This is a genomic window from Lentisphaera araneosa HTCC2155 (assembly GCF_000170755.1).
In the GTDB taxonomy this organism is placed as follows: domain Bacteria; phylum Verrucomicrobiota; class Lentisphaeria; order Lentisphaerales; family Lentisphaeraceae; genus Lentisphaera; species Lentisphaera araneosa.
In genome coordinates this window covers 288,715-310,995 of the sequence record NZ_ABCK01000006.1, presented here as the reverse complement: position 1 = coordinate 310,995, position 22,281 = coordinate 288,715, and the positions used below count along the sequence as shown (strand labels likewise).

The 22,281-nt window shown below is 43.6% G+C and carries 20 protein-coding genes; 8 read left to right on the top strand and 12 right to left on the bottom strand.

Features of this window, described 5'->3' with window-relative positions; genetic code table 11:
* Window positions 1-32 precede the first annotated feature (32 nt).
* From dbpA to LNTAR_RS08280, 4 genes are all read right to left on the bottom strand, one after another.
* A complete protein-coding gene (gene dbpA, locus LNTAR_RS08295; protein ID WP_007278230.1) occupies window positions 33-1,421 on the bottom strand; it encodes an ATP-dependent RNA helicase DbpA in 1,389 nt (462 codons plus the stop codon).
* Window positions 1,422-1,561: 140 nt separating this feature from the next.
* Window positions 1,562-2,392: an aldose epimerase family protein gene (locus LNTAR_RS08290; protein ID WP_007278229.1), complete on the bottom strand. Its 831-nt coding sequence runs from the start codon at window positions 2,390-2,392 to the stop codon at window positions 1,562-1,564.
* Window positions 2,393-2,471: 79 nt separating this feature from the next.
* A complete protein-coding gene (priA, locus tag LNTAR_RS08285) occupies window positions 2,472-4,679 on the bottom strand; it encodes a replication restart helicase PriA (RefSeq protein ID WP_007278228.1) in 2,208 nt (735 codons plus the stop codon).
* A 48-nt stretch (window positions 4,680-4,727) separates the two neighbouring features.
* On the bottom strand, window positions 4,728-5,171 hold the full coding sequence (locus LNTAR_RS08280) for a hypothetical protein (protein ID WP_007278227.1): 444 nt from the start codon (window positions 5,169-5,171) through the stop codon (window positions 4,728-4,730).
* Between the two features lie 116 nt (window positions 5,172-5,287).
* Here LNTAR_RS08280 and lpxB point away from each other — a divergent pair, with 116 nt between their 5' ends.
* From lpxB to LNTAR_RS08255, 5 genes are all read left to right on the top strand, one after another.
* Window positions 5,288-6,412: a lipid-A-disaccharide synthase gene (lpxB, locus tag LNTAR_RS08275; protein ID WP_007278226.1), complete on the top strand. Its 1,125-nt coding sequence runs from the start codon at window positions 5,288-5,290 to the stop codon at window positions 6,410-6,412.
* A complete protein-coding gene (locus LNTAR_RS08270) occupies window positions 6,409-7,143 on the top strand; it encodes a J domain-containing protein (RefSeq protein WP_007278225.1) in 735 nt (244 codons plus the stop codon). Before lpxB ends, LNTAR_RS08270 begins: the two co-directional genes overlap by 4 nt.
* Before the next feature lie 172 nt (window positions 7,144-7,315).
* Entirely contained in the window at window positions 7,316-8,587 is a 1,272-nt protein-coding gene (locus LNTAR_RS08265; protein WP_238527699.1) for an ISL3 family transposase, read from the top strand.
* Between the two features lie 15 nt (window positions 8,588-8,602).
* Complete coding sequence (locus LNTAR_RS08260) at window positions 8,603-9,241, top strand: glutathione S-transferase family protein (protein ID WP_007278224.1); 639 nt, start codon at window positions 8,603-8,605, stop codon at window positions 9,239-9,241.
* A gap of 9 nt (window positions 9,242-9,250) precedes the next feature.
* Window positions 9,251-9,781 carry a type II secretion system protein gene (locus tag LNTAR_RS08255; protein WP_007278223.1) on the top strand — a complete coding sequence of 177 codons (531 nt, stop codon included), beginning with the start codon at window positions 9,251-9,253 and terminating at the stop codon, window positions 9,779-9,781.
* Between the two features lie 391 nt (window positions 9,782-10,172).
* Here LNTAR_RS08255 and LNTAR_RS08250 read toward each other — a convergent pair whose 3' ends face one another.
* From LNTAR_RS08250 to LNTAR_RS25410, 3 genes are all read right to left on the bottom strand, one after another.
* The gene (locus LNTAR_RS08250; RefSeq protein ID WP_007278222.1) at window positions 10,173-10,709 is read right to left on the bottom strand and encodes an REP-associated tyrosine transposase; all 537 of its coding nucleotides are present in this window, start codon (window positions 10,707-10,709) and stop codon (window positions 10,173-10,175) included.
* A gap of 674 nt (window positions 10,710-11,383) precedes the next feature.
* A complete protein-coding gene (gene lysS, locus LNTAR_RS08245; protein ID WP_007278221.1) occupies window positions 11,384-12,862 on the bottom strand; it encodes a lysine--tRNA ligase in 1,479 nt (492 codons plus the stop codon).
* A 122-nt stretch (window positions 12,863-12,984) separates the two neighbouring features.
* Window positions 12,985-14,199: a sigma-70 family RNA polymerase sigma factor gene (locus tag LNTAR_RS25410; protein ID WP_007278220.1), complete on the bottom strand. Its 1,215-nt coding sequence runs from the start codon at window positions 14,197-14,199 to the stop codon at window positions 12,985-12,987.
* 130 nt (window positions 14,200-14,329) lie between these two features.
* On the opposite strand from LNTAR_RS25410, the gene LNTAR_RS08235 reads away from it, so the two are divergent.
* Together LNTAR_RS08235 and LNTAR_RS08230 are read left to right on the top strand one after the other, a co-directional pair.
* On the top strand, window positions 14,330-16,705 hold the full coding sequence (locus tag LNTAR_RS08235) for an endonuclease MutS2 (protein ID WP_007278219.1): 2,376 nt from the start codon (window positions 14,330-14,332) through the stop codon (window positions 16,703-16,705).
* Window positions 16,705-18,000, top strand: a complete 1,296-nt coding sequence (locus LNTAR_RS08230; protein ID WP_007278218.1) for a voltage-gated chloride channel family protein — start codon at window positions 16,705-16,707, stop codon at window positions 17,998-18,000. Before LNTAR_RS08235 ends, LNTAR_RS08230 begins: the two co-directional genes overlap by 1 nt.
* 7 nt (window positions 18,001-18,007) lie before the next feature.
* Here the strand turns inward: LNTAR_RS08230 and LNTAR_RS26570 are convergent, their stop codons facing one another.
* The 5 genes from LNTAR_RS26570 to LNTAR_RS08205 are packed head-to-tail and all read right to left on the bottom strand — an operon-like array spanning window position 18,008 to window position 20,868.
* The gene (locus LNTAR_RS26570; RefSeq protein ID WP_007278217.1) at window positions 18,008-18,319 is read right to left on the bottom strand and encodes a VF530 family protein; all 312 of its coding nucleotides are present in this window, start codon (window positions 18,317-18,319) and stop codon (window positions 18,008-18,010) included.
* Window positions 18,320-18,352: 33 nt separating this feature from the next.
* Complete coding sequence (locus LNTAR_RS08220) at window positions 18,353-19,048, bottom strand: uracil-DNA glycosylase (protein WP_157473397.1); 696 nt, start codon at window positions 19,046-19,048, stop codon at window positions 18,353-18,355.
* Entirely contained in the window at window positions 19,020-19,610 is a 591-nt protein-coding gene (locus LNTAR_RS08215; protein WP_157473394.1) for a site-2 protease family protein, read from the bottom strand. Before LNTAR_RS08215 ends, LNTAR_RS08220 begins: the two co-directional genes overlap by 29 nt.
* A gap of 53 nt (window positions 19,611-19,663) precedes the next feature.
* Window positions 19,664-20,257 carry a DUF2760 domain-containing protein gene (locus LNTAR_RS25405; RefSeq protein WP_007278214.1) on the bottom strand — a complete coding sequence of 198 codons (594 nt, stop codon included), beginning with the start codon at window positions 20,255-20,257 and terminating at the stop codon, window positions 19,664-19,666.
* A 2-nt stretch (window positions 20,258-20,259) separates the two neighbouring features.
* Entirely contained in the window at window positions 20,260-20,868 is a 609-nt protein-coding gene (locus tag LNTAR_RS08205) for an adenylate kinase family protein (protein WP_007278213.1), read from the bottom strand.
* Window positions 20,869-20,994: 126 nt separating this feature from the next.
* Here LNTAR_RS08205 and LNTAR_RS08200 point away from each other — a divergent pair, with 126 nt between their 5' ends.
* Entirely contained in the window at window positions 20,995-22,281 is a 1,287-nt protein-coding gene (locus LNTAR_RS08200; protein ID WP_007278212.1) for a 3-deoxy-D-manno-octulosonic acid transferase, read from the top strand.

Here is a 22,281-nt window from a genome sequence, read left to right as displayed (position 1 = left end):
ATGCCGAGTTATGCACGGCATTTTTTATGCCCTTAGCGAATCAGCATGCATTTATACGCACGCCCTTTCCATTTATCATCTCGCAAAATCTTCAAAGCATGATTCACCGATTGACGTTCAATCGCCACGTAGGAATAGTAATCAAAGATATGCATTTTACCGACCTGATCTCCCTTGAGACCTTTTTCCCCTGTGAGCGCCCCTAGAAGATTACCTGCACGTAATTTCTGCTTTTTACCAAAGAGTATTTTCAGGCAGGACATCTGAGGGCGATATTTAAGTTCTTTTAATACAGACCTATCAGGCAAAGTTTCACTCTCAATTTCTTGTCCCAAAAATTCTTGGAGCAAAGAGATCTTGTGCGCTTCTTTTTGACTGTGTAGCGAGCAGGCAATGCCATTTTTCCCAGCCCGTCCTGTTCGCCCTATACGATGAACATGCACCTCAAAGTCACGTGAAATATGATAGTTAATCACCAAGTCTATGGAATCAATATCCAAACCTCGTGCAGCTACATCCGTTGCCACTAAAACCGCCACACTTTTATTGGCAAAGCGAACTAAGTTTTCCTGGCGATCCTTTTGTTCCAAGTCACCATGCAAAGCCAAAGTACTAAAACCTACTTTCGAAAGGTCTTTACAAATATCTTTTGCCTCTTGCTTGGTGTTACAAAAAACGACCGCAGATTCAGATTTAAACTTATCCAAGAGCAGCTGAAGGCCAAGTAAACGCTGGCTCTCGCTCGTCACCTTATAAAAATGTTGTTCAATTGTACTTTCTTCATGGACCTGGGAATCCAACTCAATGCGAAGAGGGTCTTTCATCACACGCTTTGCGATCGTCGCAATTTTCTTCGGGTAAGTTGCCGAAAATAACAAAGTCTGGCGCTGTTTGTTTGTCTGATCAATAATGGCATCAATTTCGTCTTGAAAACCCATATCCAACATGCGATCCGCCTCGTCTAAAACTAAAGTTCTAACATGATCCAAAGATAAAGAGGATTTATTGAGGTGCTTCAAAATTCTACCAGGTGTTCCCACCACAATGTGAGCTCCATGAGCAACAGATTTCATTTGCGGGCGAAAAGGCATGCCCCCACCCAAACTCAATAATTTAATATTGGGCATCATTCGTGCCAAATCGCGAATGGCTTTAGAAACCTGCTCACATAATTCGCGTGTCGGACACAAGATTAAGACCTGAATTCTATAATCGTCTAAAACGAGCTTTGATAAAACTCCTAAGCCGAAGGCGGCCGTTTTGCCCGTTCCCGTTTTAGCTTGAGCAATGAGGTCTTTGCCATCGAGAATTGCGGGCAAACTGAGCTCTTGAATCTCGGTCATTTCCTCATAACCCAAAGAAGCCACGTTTTTGATTAAGTCTTCCGAAAGCGGCAGCGAGGCAAAGTCTTTTGAACTCATAGTATGTTCCTTATCTGGAGTCTCTTAGCGCAAGACACTCGGCTTAAGACAGTTTGATTTTTAGCAAGCTTAGCGTCCTTTCTGATTCTTGCTAACCCCATTGTCATTTCAAGAACTGTTCTTACTTGTCTTTGTTTGAACTACTTGAGTATAACTCGCGTTTGCCAGCTTTTATCTGGCTCAATCATCTGAGGATTTGCGTTGAGCGCATTTTTTTCATTGGCGGGCTCAAAACAAATATAATTAACATCGGCATCTTTTCGCCAAATGGTGTAACGTTTGAAGAGCAAGGAATCAAAGGTCATCTCGATTTTTTGACTGCCTAAATTGAGAAGATTCCTTGATTGCGTATGTCCTGAAACATGTAAATCGGGTGCCCCATGAATCCGATAAGTTTGCTCGCCTACAGGCTCAAAACACTCGGCTTCAGCCATGTCTATCAAGGCGTAGTTTTGTAAATTATTATTCACTGACTGCGCATTGGAAGAGAAGAGAATTTCATTGGGGTCATCAACGGCAAAGTAAGGGTGGATACCTGGCGCTAAAGGAAGCGCTTCTGCAGAAAGATTTTTGAAATCATAGTCCATAATGAGTTCGCCAGCTACTAAAGAATAAGTGACTTTAAATTCAAAATCAAAGGGGAAGCGCTCTTTAGTCTTTTGCGCACTTCGTAAAACGAGGCTGAGGCTAGATTCACCTTGACTCAAAAGTTCAAAATCATTATCACGAGCGAAGCCATGTTGCTTCATTTCGTAGGCTTTCCCCTGCCAAAGAAAATGATTATTCTCTAAGGGGCCAAAACTCGGAAAGCACAAAGGTATACCGCTGTGAGAGATGTCATCTTCTGCATAGAAAAGAGAATTCTTACCCTCTTTATAAAAAGCGAGGATTTTCGCTCCAAAGCTATCGCAAACAAAGCCAAGCTGCACATCACCAATAATAAATTTTTTACTTATGGTTTTTTCATTCATCAAAGTTCTCCAATTAATTTTGCTTAATAGACCTCAAAGCGAGAATTTAAACAAATCATAAGACACGATAAGCATCAATCTACATCAATGATTGCGGATCCACATCGATAATGATTTTATATTCTTTGGGAGCCTTATAATTGAGTCGTAACCAATTCAAAACTCGCACGAGACGACGAATATTATCTGAAAAAATAGTGAGCTGATAACGGTATTGACCACGAACTTTTTCGATTGGCGAAGGCACCGCAGGCATGAGACGATCATCTTTTGTACACGCTTTACTAAGATGTTGACTAAAGTCACTTGCGAGGCTCGCAAGCGGCCCTTCTTCTGGCCCGCGAAAATGAATCAGTACCATTTTGCTAAAAGGTGGAAACTTCATCACTTCCCTACCCATTTTTTCGTCTTCATAGAATGCATCAAAATCACCTTCTAAAGCACACTGCAATGCAGGGTGAGTGGGGTTATAAGTCTGGATCAAGACGCGGCCCGCGTCATCACCACGTCCCGAACGACCCGAAACCTGAGCCAAGAGCTGAAAAGTTCGTTCTGCCGCACGAAAGTCCGCCATATTGAGCCCCGCATCGGCAAAGACAACTCCTACTAATGTAACACGAGGGAAGTGCAGACCTTTGGCAATCATTTGTGTGCCAATGAGAATATCGTATTTGCCCTGCTGAAAATCTCCCAACATAGTCTTGTGGGAATCTTTGCGCGTCATCGTATCGCTATCCATGCGAGCAATACGCGCATTGGGAAAAACACCACGACAGAGTCGTTCAATCTTTTCCGTACCAAGCCCTGAAAAAGAAAGATCTTTATGCCCACAATCAGGACATTTTGTGGGAGGTTCTTTGATATCACCGCAGAGGTGGCAAATCAAAACATTGCTTTTTCGATGGTAGGTATGCGATGTGCTACAATCCCCACATTTGGAGGTGTACTGACATTTTTCGCAAGTCAAATGAGTTGAATAACCACGCCTATTGAGAAAGAGGATGGTCTGCATGCGATCGTGTAATTGTTGCTTCACCGACTCGATGAGTTCTCTAGAAAAAATCTGATTGCTTCCCGTTGCCGCCGCTTCTGTCCGCATATCCACCAGTTTGATGCTGGGCACAACGGCAGTACTTGGACGTTGCGTCAATTTCGCCATTTTATATTTGCCTTGGTTGGCATTATTCATGGTTTCAAAAGAAGGGGTTGCCGACCCCAGCACCACAGGGCATTTATCCATAATTCCGCGCATGACAGCAATGTCTCGCGCATTGTATCTTGGATGGCTATCCTGTTTGTAGGAAGGTTCATGTTCTTCGTCAACAACGATAATTCCTGGATTATGAAAAGGAGCAAAAAGTGCGGAACGCGCCCCAACAACAATTTGAGTTTCGCCGCGTGAAATCAATTTCCATTGATCATAACGTTCGCCCTCGCTTAGGCCACTATGCAATACACTCACTTGCTTCCCAAAACGCGAGCGAAAGCGATGCACAGTTTGCGGAGTTAGCGAAATTTCTGGAACGAGAACAATCGCCTGTTTGCCACGAGATAAAGCTTCGGCAATCGCCTGTAAATAAACTTCTGTTTTACCACTACCGGTGATACCATACAGCACCACAGTCGCAGGCTTTTCTTCATCCATTTCATTGGTAATGAGTTTAAATGCGTCAGTTTGCTCGTCAGTCAATTCTAGTGGTTTACTAATGATGACCTCTTCATCGCCAAAGGGATCGCGCTCAACATGGCGAACTTCTTCTTCAAGAATACCTGCTTTGAGAAGACTCTTGATTGGAGAAGCCGAAACATTCGCCACTTTCATCAACAATGCTTGTGGCGCTTCTTTGAGGCCAAGCAAAGCTTTGACTACCGCTGCACGCGGAGGATATTTTTTTTCTAATTCGGGAACGAGGGAGGGAGGCTGAATGCCTTCGGCAAAACTCAAAAGTTTTTGAGTCTTTTCTTTGACCTTGTCTTTGCGTACGGGAGCAGGCAACATATTACGCACGGACTGAATCATGCCAGTGCAATAATAATCGGCAATCCATTGGCCGAGTTGCATCATTTTTTCAGGAATTAAATGACCTTCATTAACGGCTATAGCTTTGAGGCGATTTTCGGGGAAGTCACTTTTATCAACGAGGTCGACCACATAGCCCGTTCGTTCAGTTCTACCAAAGGGGATGCGTACACGGCAACCCAAACGCAAATCCATGCCCGCAGGGATTTTGTAGTCAAAAGTTTTATCCAATGACATATCGGGGAGTACCCGTGCAAATTTAGGCATAATTATCCCCGATTATGATTAAGGCGCATAAAGCTCAGTGAGATGAAATTACCCGCCTAACTGGGCACGAAGTGTGTTTTGGAACTCCATCATTTCTTCTTCTGAAGGACGTGCTTCCGGATCACCTAGATCCATACCTAATTGACCGTAGTGATCCAAAGTCCATTCTCCACTCAAGCCAGAAGGGAAACTCACTGTGCCACTCAAGGCCGCATCAGGACGAGAGATTTTTGAAACTTCAATTTGTACTGAAGAAGCCTGATCTTCCAACATTTGGGCTTTCGCCGCCGCTTCAGCTGGATCTTCTTCCACAACTTCAGGCTCTGGCTCTAAAGAATCCCAATCAATATCTAAATCAGCACTCAGGAGGCGAAGCTCCATGAAAGTCATTTTTACATTGTGTTCAGTTTGAAGTTCCTTGTGAATCTCATTCAAAGATTTCTCTGCACGTAGACCCGCAATAATGATCTTTTCAATTTCTTCTTGAGTCATCTCATTTTTCCTTTTTAAAATTTTCACATAATTTAAGCATAGATGAATGACTTTCAATCTTTGCAAGAGTTCACTTTCCCACTAAATTGAGCGATCATTTAACACGGGAACAAACTATGAGCAAATGCATTTGGATTATCACAGGTGAAGCCTCCGGCGAGATTTACGGAGCACGCATTTACTCTGAACTCAAAAAACAATATCCCGACGTGCATATCAAAGCCATGGGCTGCCGTGAACTGCAAGAAGCTGGCGCCGAAATCATTCAAGACTCTAGTGAAATGGCAGTCATGGGCTTCGTAGAAGTCATCAAGCGCTACCCCATGTTCAAACGCATTTTTAACAAGATGGTAGAGCGCGCAGAACAAGAGCGCCCCGACGCCGTGGTCTTGGTGGATTATCCTGGTTACAACTTACGCCTCGCCAAAAAATTGCACGAACTCAAAATCAAAACTATTTATTATATCAGTCCCCAAGTCTGGGCCTGGCACAAAAGCCGCATCCCAACCATCAAGCAAGTAGTCGATCGATTGATTGTCATCTTCCCCTTTGAAGTTGATTTCTGGAGAAAGCACAACTTTCAAGCCGATTTCCTGGGCCACCCCCTGATTGAATTACTGGGTGAAGAAAAAATTGAAGATAAACGTGATCCCGACAAATTTGTTCTGCTCCCAGGCAGCCGTAAAAGCGAACTCAGCACGCTTCTAAAACCGATGATTGATTCGGCACTGGAAATTAGTTCCAAACATCCCAATTTGAAATTTGTGATCCCTGCTGCACGGGAATACCTTATACCTATGATTACAGACGCCATAAAAGATGTTCCCGACAAATCCAAATTCATTATTGAAAATGGGCGTAGCGTTTATTGGATGCAAAAAGCTATTGCGGGACTCGCATCTTCGGGCACCGTCACTATTCAAGCAGCCATACTTGGCTTGCCTTTAATTTCTATATACAAAGTGAATGCCTTCACCTACTTCCTCGCCAAACGCTTGGTGGATCTGAATTACTTCACCATGGTGAATATTATTGCCGAGAAAGAAATCTATCGTGAGTACCTCCAAGGCGATGTTCGTCCCGAGGTCCTTGTGCCTCAAATCGAAAAAATCCTCCCGGGTGGCGAACGCCATGCAGAAGTCATTGCCGATTTAGAAGAAATGGTGAAAAAACTTGGTAAGGGCACAAACATTTTTGGAAAGACTGCAGAACTCATTGGCACAAGTGCAGAACTCTCATGACTTGGACAGAAGAATTTTTCTCCCCTGAAATTGCGAGTATTTTTAATTCAAAAAATATCACTGCGCGCAAACTGCAAATGCTCATTATTGGCGGTAAGCGCAAAGCCCCAGATATCTCTGCTATGAGTGCTGCGGAACGCAGTCGTACGCTCATGCAAGGGACTTTTACCCTGCTTGCTTGCTTTGCCAAATCAGATTTTTTTATCTCCAAACGCGAAGCTAGCTTACTGCATTATTTAATTAAAGATGAGCTTGCCATGCATTCACGCCCGGCGACTTATGCAGTTCAAATTTTCAATCGTATCCAGAGTGTGCACGATATCGAGACCGAAGCCAAAACGCAGATCGAAAAAATCAACAAAGCTTGGGGCCACGACAACACCGAAGTTCAACGCATCTTTAATATGTGCCTCGCTATGTCCTTGTGCCATGGAGAGATTTCTTATTTAGCCGACAGGTGGCTCCTCAAAATCGTTAAAGATTTTGAGCTACACCCCATTAACTATATGCCCGTTCGAGAACAATTCCTCAATCCCCATGCGGAAGCTTATCACACACTGCAGATTGGCTCCATGGTTGATCAAGAGCAGATTAAATTAGCTTGGCGACGTCAATGCTCGCTCTATCATCCAGATAAACTTGTTAAAGCCTCCCAAGACAAACAAGAATGGGCCAAAGAAAAACTCCACCAAATCAACCAAGCCTACGAGACACTTAAAACGGTCAAGTAAGTCTTTCCTTGAGGCTTAGAAGTATTAAAAATTCGTATAAATTTTGCTTTGCGAGAGTCGCGAATATAATTTCTTCTGAAACAAATAATTAGGAAAGAAATCATGGTTCTTTCTCATTTTTTGTGGATAGATGCTCCAAGGAGTATTGTTAAGCTTATCAAAATAGGAGCTAATGATGACCGAACAACTTTTTGCAGAAATGTTAAATCTCGGGGATAAATGGGAAGTTAGTAAACTAGAAGTTTTGGCAGAGCAATCATGTATTGAAGTGACAATTAAAGATACAGCTAAACTTTTAGAAGGTATGGAATGCCCTTGTTGTAAGAGAACCGATTTAATTATAAAAGATCATGCAAATGAAAGGCTATGGGATCATCTACAAATGTGGACTTATAAAACTGTATTAAAATGCCGATTGCCTCGTGCCCTTTGTAAATCCTGTAAAAAAACGTGGACAATTCGAGCTCCTTGGGAAGGTGTCAATAAACATTCCAGTAAAGACTTTGAGGCATTAGCCTTGACCCTCATGCGTCATATGCCCGTGTCAAAAGTAGGTAAATTAATGAAAGTTGATGATCAAAAATTATGGAGGATTCTAAGAGTATATATTGATAAAGAACGGGCCAAACTTGACTGGAGTGAACTCACGAGAATTGGAGTAGATGAGTTGAGTATCGCAAAAGGTCATCGTTATGTAAGTGTTTTTGTGGATATGGAAAACCATAGTGTTCTATTCGCTGCAGACGGCAAAGATGCACAAGTTTTTGAACAATTCACCGAGGAACTTTACCTGAAAGACGGTCACCCTCATGCAATTACTGAAGTTAGCATGGATATGAGTCCCTCTTATAAAAGTGGCGTTGATTCAAATATGCGCAATGCTCGTAAAGTATTTGACTACTTCCATATTGCACAAAACTTAAACAAAGCAATTGGCAAAGTTTGTTCCAGAGAGCGCCGTACAAAAGGTGATATTCGAAACCTCCTAAAAAAGCCTCGTTTATTTCAAAAGAACAGAGACAAACTCAAGGAAAAAGATCAGCAAACTATAGAAAAATTAAAAGAGCTGAACACTGCAACAGCCATGGCATACCAAATGCGCTTAAGTCTCCAAGATATTTTTAAAACGAAGTCCGAAATCAAAGCTTTGTTAGGGTTAAAAGCATGGATATCTTGGGTTCATAATGAAGCTGAAAAAGAAATGTGGAAATACTTTTTAAACCCTCTAAAGAAATTTGCCGAATCTCTTACAAAACATTTTGATGGAATTATTGCTCGATGGAGGCACGGAACAAGTAATGCTGTATTGGAAGGAATTAATTCCGTTTTCTCAGCAGTTAAAAGACGGGCCAGAGGGTTTAGATCTAAAGAATATCTAAAAATGATGCTCTATTTCACTAAAGGAAATTTAACTGGGATACCAAACCTCATCCCCTCAAAGTGAGAAAGAACCGAAATCATGATCACTTTATATGGCTTTAGCGTCTCACTTTATGTTCGAAAAGTTCGCCTCGTTCTCGAATTAAAAAACCTTGCATATCAACACATCATGGTACCTCCGAGTCAAGACCCCGAAGTCTTGCTTAAATCTCCTCTTGGAAAAATCCCCTACCTTACTGACAACAACTTTAGTATCAGCGATTCCTCAGTCATCGTGCATTACCTCGATAAGAAATATGCACAGAACCCTGTGATTCCCCAAGAACCTCATAGTCTAGCGCGCGCCATGTGGTTTGATGAGTATTCCGACACCAAAGTCTCAGAAATAATTTCCGGTATTTTCTTCGAACGTTTCGGCGCCCCCAAATTTCTTGGCCGTGAACCCGATGAAGCCATAATTAAAAGTAAAGAAATGCAATTCCCCGTCATTTTCAACTACCTCGAAGAACAACTAGAAGGTAAGAAATTTCTCGTCAATGAATGCCTTACTTTAGCTGACCTGAGTCTAGCGAGCAATTTTGCCAATTTCTTTAATCTAGGCTACGAAATAGATGCCACGCAATGGCCGAATCTCGCCAAATATACCGAGAACTTAATGAATCTTGACTTCATCAAGAAACTCATTGAGCAAGAAAAAATGGAAATGGAAAGTTTTTGATTTTTTTTCATGAGAAAAAAATTCACACTAATTGATGCACTAGTTATCATCTTCATCATGGGCTTACTTACTCCCATTATTTTACCCTCACTTGGATCAGCTCGTGACAAAGCTCGACAAAAGGGCTGTACTGGTAACCTAAAAATGATTGGGACTGCAATGATCATGTATTTCCATGATGGTGCTGAGACAAATATACCCACATCTTCCTCTTCGTACCTCCAAAGTTATAGCTCGGCGCCTAAGAATGACCCAGGCGATGTTTGGGAATTAGAATATGGAGCTCTATCATGCATGGCAAAACGAAATACTGGAACTGATCCAAAAGCTAAAGTTTATAGCTTTTGTGAGGGTATTGCAGGAGCCAAGTTTAAATATATCGAAGATCCTCAAAGTCGAGTCGCTACCGAAAGTTATATTCAAGGCTCCGAAGCTACCGCAGATACTCACAAAACCGGTGGTCGCGCCAACATTTTAGCGGGTGACGGCCATGTGGAATCCAGCACAGGTGGGTTTGATCAGAGAGTAGATGGACTCTAATTTCAAAATTCTTCTCTCAGCATGGGACCACCGGGCTCCTGATCGGATTTATGATGGGACCGCCGGGCTCCTGATTGGATTTATGATGGGCGCGCCGGGCTCCTGACCGGCTTTATGATGGGCGCGCCGGGCTCCTGACCGGCTTTATGATGGGCGCGCCGGGCTCCTGACTGGATTTATGATGGGACCGCCGGGCTCCTGACCGGCTTATACAATGTTGACCTAATGTCATTTCTATCCGCAAATGCCAGGCTGGAGCCTGGCGGTCCAAAGGCTTATTCCTAACCGGCTTATACAATGCTGACCTAACTCATTTCTATCCGCAAATGCCAGGCTGGAGCCTAGCTATCCAAAGGCTTATTCCTAGTCGACGAAAGCAGAGCTCTTTTATTCACTTCCCATTATAGGCACTCGACCACTTCCACTCTATGACATCGGAACACAAACCAGCTTTTACTGGATTCTGATGGATATAGTTTATTGTTTTTAATAAATGATTTTCATTTCGTATATAACGATCCCAATACTCGCGCAACCAAAAGCTTTTTTGATCCTCCTCTATACCAAATTTACGCCTATTACTCAAGGCATATTTCCCTACAAAAGACTTCCAAGAATTAATTATCTTTGCCAATTGATCATTGACCCTAATAAGTACATGGACATGATTTGGCATGATGCACCATGCAATTAAATCATATCGTTCTCCATCAAAATGAAACAAGGCTTCTTGCATGACTCCAGCTAATTCATCGTGCTTAAATGCACAGTATCCCATACCCTGAGCTAAAGCCTCCTCAATTTTCTCTTTCATTTCTTGATGAAGTAATTTAGCATCGACATTTTCAAGTTCTTCACGAAACTGCTGAATGATTTTTTGAGGGATGCTACCAAACAATCGAAAAGTAAGTGACTGATAAATCCCCATTTCATCATAATGAGGTAAATAGCCTCGGCTTCTTCATACACTATTATTATTCATCTCATTTCTCCATTGGAAATACCCTAAACGATCAACAATAAAAATGGAAGAATTTTATTGGAAGAAACTACTTTTGTCCACAGCGTCCAAACTGGTGTTCATGGGGCCGCCGGGCTCCTGACCGGATTTATGATGGGACCGCCGGGCTCCTGATCGGCTTATACAATGCTGACCTAACTCATTTCTATCCGCAAATGCCAGGCTGGAGCCTGGCGGTCCAAAGGGTGACCCCTAACCGGCTTATACAATGCTGACCTAACTCATTTCTATCCGCAACTGCCAGGCTGGAGCCTGGCGGTCCAAAGGGGCATTCCTGACCGGCTTATACAATGCTGACCTAATTCATTTCTATCCGCAAATGCCAAGCTGGAGCCTGGCGGTCCAAAGGGGCATTCCTGAACAGCTAGCTTGGAGCCTAGCTATCCAAGTATGAATATTTTACTGCTCAGATAACAAGGAGCTTAACAGTCAAAAACTCTTTAGAAAATCAACTGTATAGGCCAAGACTTCGCACCCGAGTGAACCCCACTCTAGAGGTTTTGAGCAACTAACTGTTCAGCTTTAAAAACTAAAAAGGCGAAATCAAATGATTTCGCCTTTTTAATTACGGTCAGCTTAACTTAAATATTTTTAAGCTGGGGGAATAAGATCACGTCGCGAATTGTAGGCGCTCCAGTGAGCATCATCACGAGGCGGTCAACGCCCATACCCATACCACCAGCTGGCGGCATGCCGTGTTCGAGAGCTGTTAGGAAACTTTCGTCAATGCGACCACTATCTTCTTCTTCAGTGCCTTTCGCTCGTTCAAACTGAGCCATGAGGCGCTGGCGTTGCTCGATAGGGTCGTTTAGCTCTGAGTAACCAGGTGCTAGTTCTTTACCATCGCAAACTAATTCGAAAACATCAACGAGCTCAGGATTTTCTGAACAACGTTTGGCTAATGGCACCATGTGAACTGGAAGCTTAGTCACGAAAGTTGGCTGAATGAGCGTCGGCTCAATTTTCTTTGAGTAAACTTCTTCAGTAATTTCTTCTTCAGTCCAATCTGGCATGATTGTGCAGCCCATTTCACGAGCGATGTTGGCACGTTCTTCATCAGTGATTTCAAACCAATCTTCTCTCGTGTGTTCGATGAGTAAATCGCGGTGAGTCACAACTCTAAAATCTTTTTCGAAGTCGATGACTTTACCATCGGGGTGCGTGACCTGAAGTGTCCCAATCACTTTTTGTGCGCAGTGACGGATGATGCCCTGCATGAGATCCATCATTGTGGAGCAATCGCCATAGGCTTGATAAGCTTCAATCGCCGTAAACTCAGGATTATGCTGCTTTGAAACACCTTCGTTACGGAAGTTGCGGTTGATTTCGAAAACGCGTTCGAAACCACCTACGAGAAGCATCTTGAGGTAGAGCTCAGGAGCAATACGCATGAACATCTCTTGGTCAAGAGCATTGTAGTGAGTCACGAAAGGACGAGCGGAAGCACCACCAGGAATGGGGTGCATCATGGGAGTTTCCACTTCCATGTAGCTATCTTTTTCGAGGTACTCACGCATTGCGGAAATAATCGCCGCACGCTGACGGAAAACACGACGGCTCTCTTCATTAGAAATGAGATCGAGGTAACGCTGACGGTAACGAGTTTCTACGTCTTTGAGGCCGTGGAATTTTTCTGGAAGAGGACGAAGAGCTTTGGATAGCACTTTATAAGTCGCGGTACGCACAGTGATTTCTTCTTTCTTTGTCTTAAAGAGTTCGCCATCAACACCAATGATATCGCCGATATCCATTTTCTTCATGCGATTGAACTCAAGCTGTTCCATCTCGTTACGACTTGCGTAGATCTGGATACGGCCTTCGGCGTCTTGAATCGTTGCAAAAAGTGCCTTGCCCATAACGCGTACAGTCATCACACGGCCGGCTACACGAAGCTTTTGACCTTCAGTCTCTTCTTTGTAGTTTGCCTTGGCGGTTTCTGAATGAGTTGTTTCTGTAAATTTTTCACCGTAAGCATTGATGCCTGCATCGGTTAAATTCTTGAGCTTCTGCTTGCGAATCGCAATCTGCTCATTTTCTTCTTTCTGTATGTTCTCTGACATCTCTGGTCTCTCCGTTATGCGGTCAGTTTTAGTCTATATAAATCGCGCATAACATACCGAAAAGCTTTGTTTTGACAAGCCTTGATTTAGAATAACTTAGAAAAGTCAGTTTTTTAGGATTTTTAGAGGTCTAAGCCTAAGCATTTTACTGCTGTTGGACGACGCAACTTTTTCAGTGCCGAAGTCTCAATTTGTCGAATACGCTCACGTGATATACCAAATTCATTAGCAATATTTTCGAGTGTATGATATTCACCATCGGCTAAACCAAAACGCATACGCAAAATTTCTTGCTCGCGCTCATTGAGGATATCAAGCATAGCCACCAAACTTTCATGCAGTTGCTTTTGTTCCACTTCAGCATCAGGCAAGACGTCATCATCATTACTCACGATGTCGCCAAGTTCACCCGTATGCTCTTCCGAAACAGTTGTTTGCAAAGAAATGGGCTGTTGGCACATGCGTTTAAGGGAGCGGATCTTAGCAGGACTTAATTCCACAGCCTCAGAAACTTCATCAATCGTTGCTTCGCGACCAAATTTCTGAAAGAGCTCGCGTTCTGTACGATAAATCTTATTAACTTTCACCATGATATTGGCTGGGAGCTTCATCGTACGAACTAATTCAGTTCGTGCACGAGAAACGGCCTGACGGATCCACCAAGTCGCATAAGTTGAAAAAGTGTAACCAAAACTAGCATCGTATTTTTCTACCGCTGAAACGAGCCCGATGTTGCCTTCTTGAATTAAATCGAGAAAGCCTTCTTGGGAATTTGAGTACTTTCGAGCAATTGAAATAACCAAGCGCAAATTACCTTCCACCATGGCATTGACCGAATTTTCCATACGATAATAAGATTTGCGAAAACCATCGGCAAAAGGCTTCTTGAGTGATTCTTCTAAAATAAAACAATCCTCGAATTCTTTTTGCTTAAATTTCTCACTCATATCCGTGTAAAATGCCACGGAAAATTGTAAGTCACGTATTTTGTTAGCTAAGACTTTGTAGATCAAAGAGTTTTCTTCAGGATCATGTCCCTCGCTCTGTTCTTCTGTATTCGAAAGATATTCTACCACATCGGCTACGGAGTAATCACTTGAACGTTCGCCAGTAAAATAATGCCTCTTACGCCCCGCGTGATCGTGGTAACCTTCATTAAGTAAGAGTTCTCTGACGAGTTTGGGAAAAGCGGCGAGTAGTTCATTCAAATGAACGCGTGATTCACGGAAATTAGAAGAGTAATAAACCTCTTCTTCACTGGTTAATCGTGGCAGGTTAGCCACGTTCTGCATATAAGCAGAGATTGTATCAATTCCAGAGTAACTCGAATAAGACATATAACTCGTTTTTTAACTATTTGTTCTGTTAAGCTAGCTTAACAATAGGGGAAAGCAAGACCCATACTCATCTTGAAGTGCTTGTTTTGCGTTTTACATTGCCACCTCAATTTCAACAATAGTTATATGTATGAACCAACACAGTCAACAAATCCTGGAATTCCCTGAACTCTTAAACTGGATTGCCTCTTACGCAAGAAGCACTTCGGGCCAAGAATCTATTGCCCGTTTGCAACCCAGCACAGCCAAAGTCCCCCGTCGACAAAAACTCTATCGCGACTTTGATGCCGTCACTCAATTGATCCCAGAAGGCATTCCCTGCAGTAATTTTTCGCTCCCAGATCTTACTGCTCTCAACGCAGTGGATTCATGGATTGAGCCCGATGAAATCATTCAAGTCCGAAGCTTCATCACTTATTCAGCGCAAATGTATGCTTGCTTCAACAAGGAATCACTCAAAACTTTCGATAGTATTCGCGAACTCCATGAACGCATCCTGCCCTTTCGCGAACTTCGCGATGAATTCAATAAAATTTTTGATGCGAAAGATCAAATCAAGGATAGTGCTTCCAAGGAACTCGCCAGCATCCGCCCAATGATTCGCAAATGTGAAAAAGCGATCAAAAACCGCTTAGATTACTACTTAAAGAATGATAAAAACGACATATTCCAAGATAAATACATCACCTCGCGCAACGATCGTTTTTGTGTCCCTTTGAAGCGAGATCAAAAAAGTAAGCTCAAAGGAATTGTACACGACGAATCCGCCACGGGCCAAACAATTTTCATTGAGCCCGAATCCATCGTTGCTTTAGGCAATGAGCGCGCCGGCATGCTCAGCGAAGAGCGCAAAATCATCCTTAAAATCATCCAGGAACTCTGTGCCTCAATTCGTTCCGAGATCCCCGATTTAATGAATGCCTTTAAGTCACTCACCCTCTGCGACCAGTGTTTTGCCGTCCAGGCTTGGGCCGAAGAAGTCAAAGCACGTTTCCCGCAAACAGGTAAAACATTCAAGTTAATTAATGCACGCCACCCTCTACTCTTTAAAACTCTCAAAGAGCAAGGTCATGAGGAAAACTTAGTCCCCTTGAACATGGAACTTCCTTCTGACCTAGGCACCCTCGCCGTCACCGGTTCAAATACTGGCGGTAAGACCCTCATCCTCAAAACAATTGGCTTAATTAGCATCATGCACCAAAGTGGCTTGCCAGTTCCACTTAATGAGTTTTCTGAACTGCCACTTTTCGAAGATATTTTAGCGGATATTGGTGATGAACAATCCATTAGTCAAAATCTTTCAACTTTCTCTGCTCACCTAAAATCTGTCAGTACCATTCTTAAGCTGGCTCGAAAAAAGAAGAGCCTCGTACTTCTTGATGAACTGGGTTCGGGAACTGACCCCGTCGAAGGCGGTGCCCTGGGCAATGCTATCCTCATGAGTCTCGCCAAGAGTGAATCATTGACCCTTTTAACGACTCACATTGGTTCCATCAAAGTTTTTGCCCAAGAACAAGAAGGCATGATGAATGCTGCGGTACGTTTTAATCGTCAGAGTCTAAAACCTGAATACATTCTCGATATTGGTATCCCTGGCGCCAGTCACGCCATCGAAATCGCTCGCAACCATGGATTACCCCACGATATCCTAAAAGATGCAAAGAGCTTCCTCTCCGACAAAGAACTCAAGCTCGAGAACGTCATCGGCAAACTGCAAAAGCAACAGAGTCAGATGCAACAAGATGCTCGCGAAGCTCGCAACAGTCGCGACACAGCTTTAAAAGAAGCTGCGAGCGTCCAAGAAGAACTCACCACTCTACGTCGCGAACGTAAAGATATTTTGCGACAAGCGCAAAGAGAAGCGGAGAGCATCCTCAATAATGCGCGAAGCCAAGTGGAAAAAGTCGAGCGCAAACTCAAAAAACACCAGCCTGAAGCAGACATTAGCGATCTTCGCAAACAGGTCATCCAAAAACGCGATGGCTTGCGCACGGCTCTCGATAATAACCAAGCTACTCCCGTTGAGCCCATCAAGGATCAAGAGCTCAAAGAAGGCGATAAAGTCTGGGTCGAAAAACTTCAAAGCCACGCCAAAATCATTAAAGTGGAGAAACGTGGCAAACAATTCCTACTCGATGCGGATGGCATGCAAATTGCCGTTAAACGTAGTGAACTAGGCACGGCTGAATCAGTTCCTGAAGTTAAAAAACCAAAGGTCAAGCAAGCTAAGCAGAGTTATCGACTGACAAATAATGTGTCCATGGAAATTAAACTTATCGGCATGTACGCCGAAGCTGCCTTGCGTGAATTGGACACTTGGCTCTCCTCAGCCTACGGCAGTAATCACGATCAAGTGAAAGTCATTCATGGTCGTGGCTCAGGCCAACTCAGACGTGCCGTACACAAACACCTTGCCTCACAAAAATATATCCAACGCTTCTACTGCCCCGATCTCTCCGAAGATCCCGCAGGTGACGCCGTGACTTGGGTCGAATTTAAACGCTAATGAAAAAACAACTCACCAGCCAATTCAGAGATGCAGGTCACTTAGCGAAGTGGCTTTTCATTTCAATTATTGTTGGCCTTTTGGTGGGATCTGCCGTCGCTTGGTTTCTCATGGGCTTGGAATGGGCCGGGAATTTTCGCGATAATCGCATGTGGATCCTCTGGCTTCTACCCCTTGGAGGTTTGTGCATTGGCCTCATTTATCACTACCTTGGGCAAAATGTTGTCAAAGGCAACAATCAGCTCCTAGATGAGATCATTCAACCAAAAAAAATCATTCCACTACGCATGGCTCCACTCGTGGCCCTCGGCACAATTGCCACTCACCTTTTTGGTGGCTCAGCAGGACGCGAAGGTACGGGTGTGCAAATGGGTGGAGCTATTGCCGATCAGTTCAGCCAAATCTTTAAACTCGACAAAGATGAACGACGCATCCTCATTATTGCGGGGGTCGCAGCGGGTTTTTCCGCCGTATTTGGCACCCCTTTAGCAGGGGCCGTTTTTGCTTTAGAAGTCTACATCATTGGTCGCGTGCAGTACCAAGCCATTTTGCCCGCTTTTCTTTCTGCGATTATTGCCGACCAAGTTTGTGTTCAATGGAAATACCCTACTGTGGTCACCCACACCCACTACCTCCACCCTGAAGCGCTTGCTCTTAGTCCAAGTACACTTTTCTATACTTTCCTTGTGGCCATTCTCTTTGGTTGGACTGCGATGCTTTTCTCCAAAGCCAACCATTTTTGGAGCGATCTTTTTTCCAAAAAAATCTCCTACCCACCCCTACGTCCCTTTATTGGTGGCATTGTTCTTGCCCTTGCTTTTTGGGCTCTTGGTCAAACTTCAGTTGATTTTACTAAATACGTAGGTCTGGGCGTTCCTGTCATTGAAGAGTCCTTCACTCAAAGAATGATGCCCTATGACTTTGCCCTAAAACTGCTCTTCACTTCTTTCACTCTCGGAGCTGGTTTCAAAGGCGGAGAAGTGACTCCACTCTTTTTCATCGGCGCCACTTTAGGTTCAGCGCTCTCATTTATCATCCCCTTACCCCTAGCTCTACTCGCGGCCATTGGTTTTGTCGGCGTCTTCTCCGGTGCAACAAATACACCGATTGCCTGCACACTCATGGGCATCGAACTCTTTGGAGCCCAAATCGGCATCTACCTGGGTTTATCCTGTGTCGTCGCCTACATCTTCTCAGGACATTCAAGCATCTATAGTTCTCAGATCTTGCACCACGTCAAACACCCCAGCCTCAAAGACGATCAAGATAAGACGCTTAACGATAGTAATAAATAATCTAAGTTTATAAAAAAGTGATCTCGTAGAGTTTTTCGACTTTTTTGCGGGCCCACTCATTTTTGCGAAGGAATTTAAGGCTCGACTTCATGGAGGGATCGTGATTGAAGCAACGGATTTCGATACGTTCTCCGAGGCCTTCCCAACCGTAGTATTCCTCGAGATTGATGAGCATAATTTTGAGTGTCACCCCATCCATGGGATTCTTTTTTCTCTCCCCATAGACGAGCTCATCGAGCTCTACTTCATTGAACTTTTCAGGTACTATACCATCAGCTGTTTTTTCTTCACTGAGCTTATTTTCATCAGTATTATCCATACATTAGTCCTTTTATAAAAATAAGTTTAACAACTAAAACAATAGCTGCTCGAGGCGCCAATCAATCGCTTCTTGCTTAGTCGACTCTAAATATTTATTGATTTTTGAAAAGGGTTTTGATCCAAAAAAGCCACGGCTTGCAGAAAGTGGTGAAGGATGAACCGATTCAATAATGAGATGCTTTTGCGCATCGAGCAAATCTTTGTGACTCTGTGCATGAGCGCCCCAAAGAACAAAGACTAGATGCTCACTTTGCTCCGACAAACTCTTGAGAACTTGTGCGGAAAATTCTTCCCAATGACCTTTTGAGTGCGAGCCTGGCTCACCATCACGAACTGACAAACTGGTGTTGAGTAAGAGTACCCCCTGTTGAGCCCAAGGACTTAAATCACCATCTAAAGCAGGAGAGATACCAAGGTCGGAATCGAGTTCTTTATAAATATTTCTTAGGGAAGGAGGAATCTTTTCACCACGTGGAACTGAAAATGAGAGGCCCATTGCCTGATTGGGGCCATGGTATGGATCTTGCCCCAAAATGACAACTTTCACATCTTTAAAATCGCAATAATCAAAAGCTTTGAATAAATCTTCTTGCTTGGGGTAAACGCTATACTTTTCACGTTCGGAATCTAAAAACTTTGCGAGCTCCGCAAAATACTTTTTATCAAGCCCAAGGGCCTTTTGCCAATCTGAACTAAGTTTATCGACGAGCATTGGGGTTCGCTGCATTATAAGAACGCCAAGCCAAATACCCCGCCATTACGGCTAGAATCAAGAAGCCACTGATGTAGGCATAAGCAGCACAACCAGCTGCCGTAACAAAGGAAACTTTATCAATAATTTTCTCATTGACACTGCCCTTTTTCCAACCAATGAGTGTACTGAGAACTTCCGCGCCGTCGAGAGGACGAATCGGTAGTAGGTTCATAAGATTTAAGAAGATATAAACTGTAAGGTGCATGGTTAATAAGGCGTGGACTAAGGCAGGCAAGTTAGGTATTTGCAAGAGGCCAAAAAATAAACCGGCGAGCACCAAACCCGTACCGGGACCAGCAAAGCTAATCACAAAGCGCTGACGGAAATCGAGGCGTTTCATGCTTTGCCAGATGGTTACTCCACCCATGCCGTGAATCTCGATCCGTGGCTGCATTCCATACCAACGAGCAAAAAGAGCGTGGCCTAATTCATGAGTGAGTATGGCGGTAAAAAGTGTAATAAACCACAAAACAGAAATCATTAAATTGGCTCCATCTGGGCCATTACCCCACATAAGGGCAAGAAAGCCAATCAAAAAGAAAAAGCTGTTCCTTACCTTAATCGGCAACTTGAACAGGGAGAACTCCATTAGACATCTACCTCAGAAGGGCAAATAACAGATGTGTCGGTATCTTTTGATCTTTCGGGAAGTGAGAGTGCAGAAGCGACCCAACCTTTATGAACGAGTGAACCCTTGAAAGGCCCTTCACCGCTCACCTGACCACTGAGACTATACTTAGCTGGGTCATAGGCTTTCGGCACTTCTACTTCATCGCCTTCCGCAGAGTCGACGAGAGGCTGAACTTTAAAGTTCTTTTCTAAAACTTTTGCACAGCCTTCGTGGATCTGACGCACTGCAGCTCCAACTTGTTCATCGCTATAAGGACCTATGTCTTCTTTCAAGAAATCGATCAGGCGGCCTTCGCGCTGGAGCAGTGTAAGCGTATAAATAGCATCGCTACGGTCATTTTTTGAATTGGCAGCTTTGAGTTCATCTTTGAGTTGAGTCACGGTATTCTTTTCAGAATTGAGCTCGCCCTCTAATGCCCCTACTTTGCCTTCCAAATCTTTGACTTGAGTATCCTCAATAAGCTTACCACCGCAAGCTTTCTCCCAAAGTTCCGCTTTCTCTCCATCGCCAAGGATAGAGAAAAAAGCTTTAAATGCCGTTGCGAGACCCATAATTAAGCTTCTGCAGGACTTTGATTAAGAACGTCGAGTGTTCCGTCGAGTACGTTGCGGAAAACTTCGAGAGGAGTTTTTTGCGCATCAAACTCAGAAATAATTGCGTCGTCATAGTGCTCAAGAACCACTTGCGTTTTTTCGCGGTACTGAGCCAAGCGATTTAGGACAATTGATTTATCTGCATCATCGGCACGCTTTTCGATTTTTGCGCGCTTCGCTAAACGCTCAACGATCTCGTCATCATTGGTGATTTTGAGTGAAATGATTTTTACCACATCAACATACTTATCGAGGATCTTGGCCTGCTCTGCTGTACGGGGCATGCCATCGAGGAAAATGTACTGAGTTGAAGGATCAAATTTATTTGTGTCAATGAGTCCCTGCATGTAACGCCAGAAAATTTCGATTGTCACATCATCAGGAACGAGCTTGCCTTCGTTCGCGTAGCTATAAAATACTTTACCATTAGGACTTTCCGGAGGAAGACCGCGAAAGATGTCACCAGTTGAGAGGTGGTAGTTAGCGCTAACATTCGTTAATTTAGCACCTACTGTACCCTTACCAGCACCGGGAGGGCCGAACAATAAAATAGCTTTTGGCTTAGACATCTTTAATTCCTTATGATTTCATTAGATAAATAATTGTAAATAAGCCCGAATTTATGCCCTAATAGAATTTGTTCAAATGAATTAACTGCCAATATTAAGTCTAAACAGAATTAGGTTCTTCCCTACATGACTTTCATCCTCTACAACGCTCTCGTCTCGGTCTTCTTGATCCTTTACTCACCGGTTCACATCATCCGTCTTATCATGGGGAGTAAATATCGCGAAAGTACCCTACCTCGTTTGGGCTTTCAAAGTTATCCTAAAGCCGACAAAAGCAAAAAGACCTACCTCATTCACAGCGTCTCTGTGGGTGAGACTCAAGTTGCTGGCACACTTGCCAGTGAGTTCAAAGCCGAAGATCCCAACTGCCGAATTTTTGTCTCTACTGTCACCGAAACGGGGCAAGCCGTGGCGTCTAAACTAAAAGATGTAGATGGCCACTTCTATCTTCCCTACGATCTTTGGCCTTTGACCAACAAAATTTTCAAATATATTCAACCCGACGCCGTCATCATCGTCGAAAATGACTTATGGCTCAATTACCTTCACGGAGCCAAAGTACGCGACATCCCTTGCTATCAGGTCAATGCCAAACTATCCGCCTCGTCCCTGCGATCCTACAAAAAATTTGCTAAGTTTGGCCAACTTCTCTTCGAACCCATGCACCACTTTTTTGTTCAGTCAGAGACTTTTAGAGAACGTTTTGAAGAAATGGGCATCGCCAAGGACAAACTCACAGTAAGCGGCAACATCAAACTCGACTCCAATCCTCCCTTTCTTAGTGAAAGTGAACTAAATGATTTCAAAAGCTCCCTCGGTTTGCAAGACACAAGCCTTAATCATTGCCTCATCTACGGTTCGACTCACGCCGGCGAGGAAGAATTAGCCCTCGAAACTCATAATAAACTCAAAAAGAATTTTCCCGAATTACAGACAATCATTGTTCCACGTCACCCTGAGCGCTTTGATAAAGTTTGCGCTATGCTCGAAAAATCCGGTGCAAAATTTTCGCGAGCTTCGCAAATAAGAGATGATCAAGCTGCTGAAGATATTCTTGTGATCGACATGATGGGTGCATTAATGAAAGCTTATCAAATCGGCACCATTGGAATTGTCTGTGGAAGTTTTACTGGAAAAGTTGGAAGCCACAATTTCCTCGAGCCCTCGTTTTACAAGAAACCCTTTGTTTTTGGCCCTCATACCTATTCACAACCCGGTTTCTACCAACTCTGCAAACAGGCCAATGCAGGTTTGCAATGCACTATGGAAGAGTTAAGCGAAGAACTCGACAAGCTTTTGCGAGATCCGCAAAAACAACTTGAGATAGGAGAATCGGGATATAAGATCATTAGTGCCGCAAAGGGTGCCGTACATCACACTGTCGAAGTCATCATCAAAGAACTAGAAGGATAA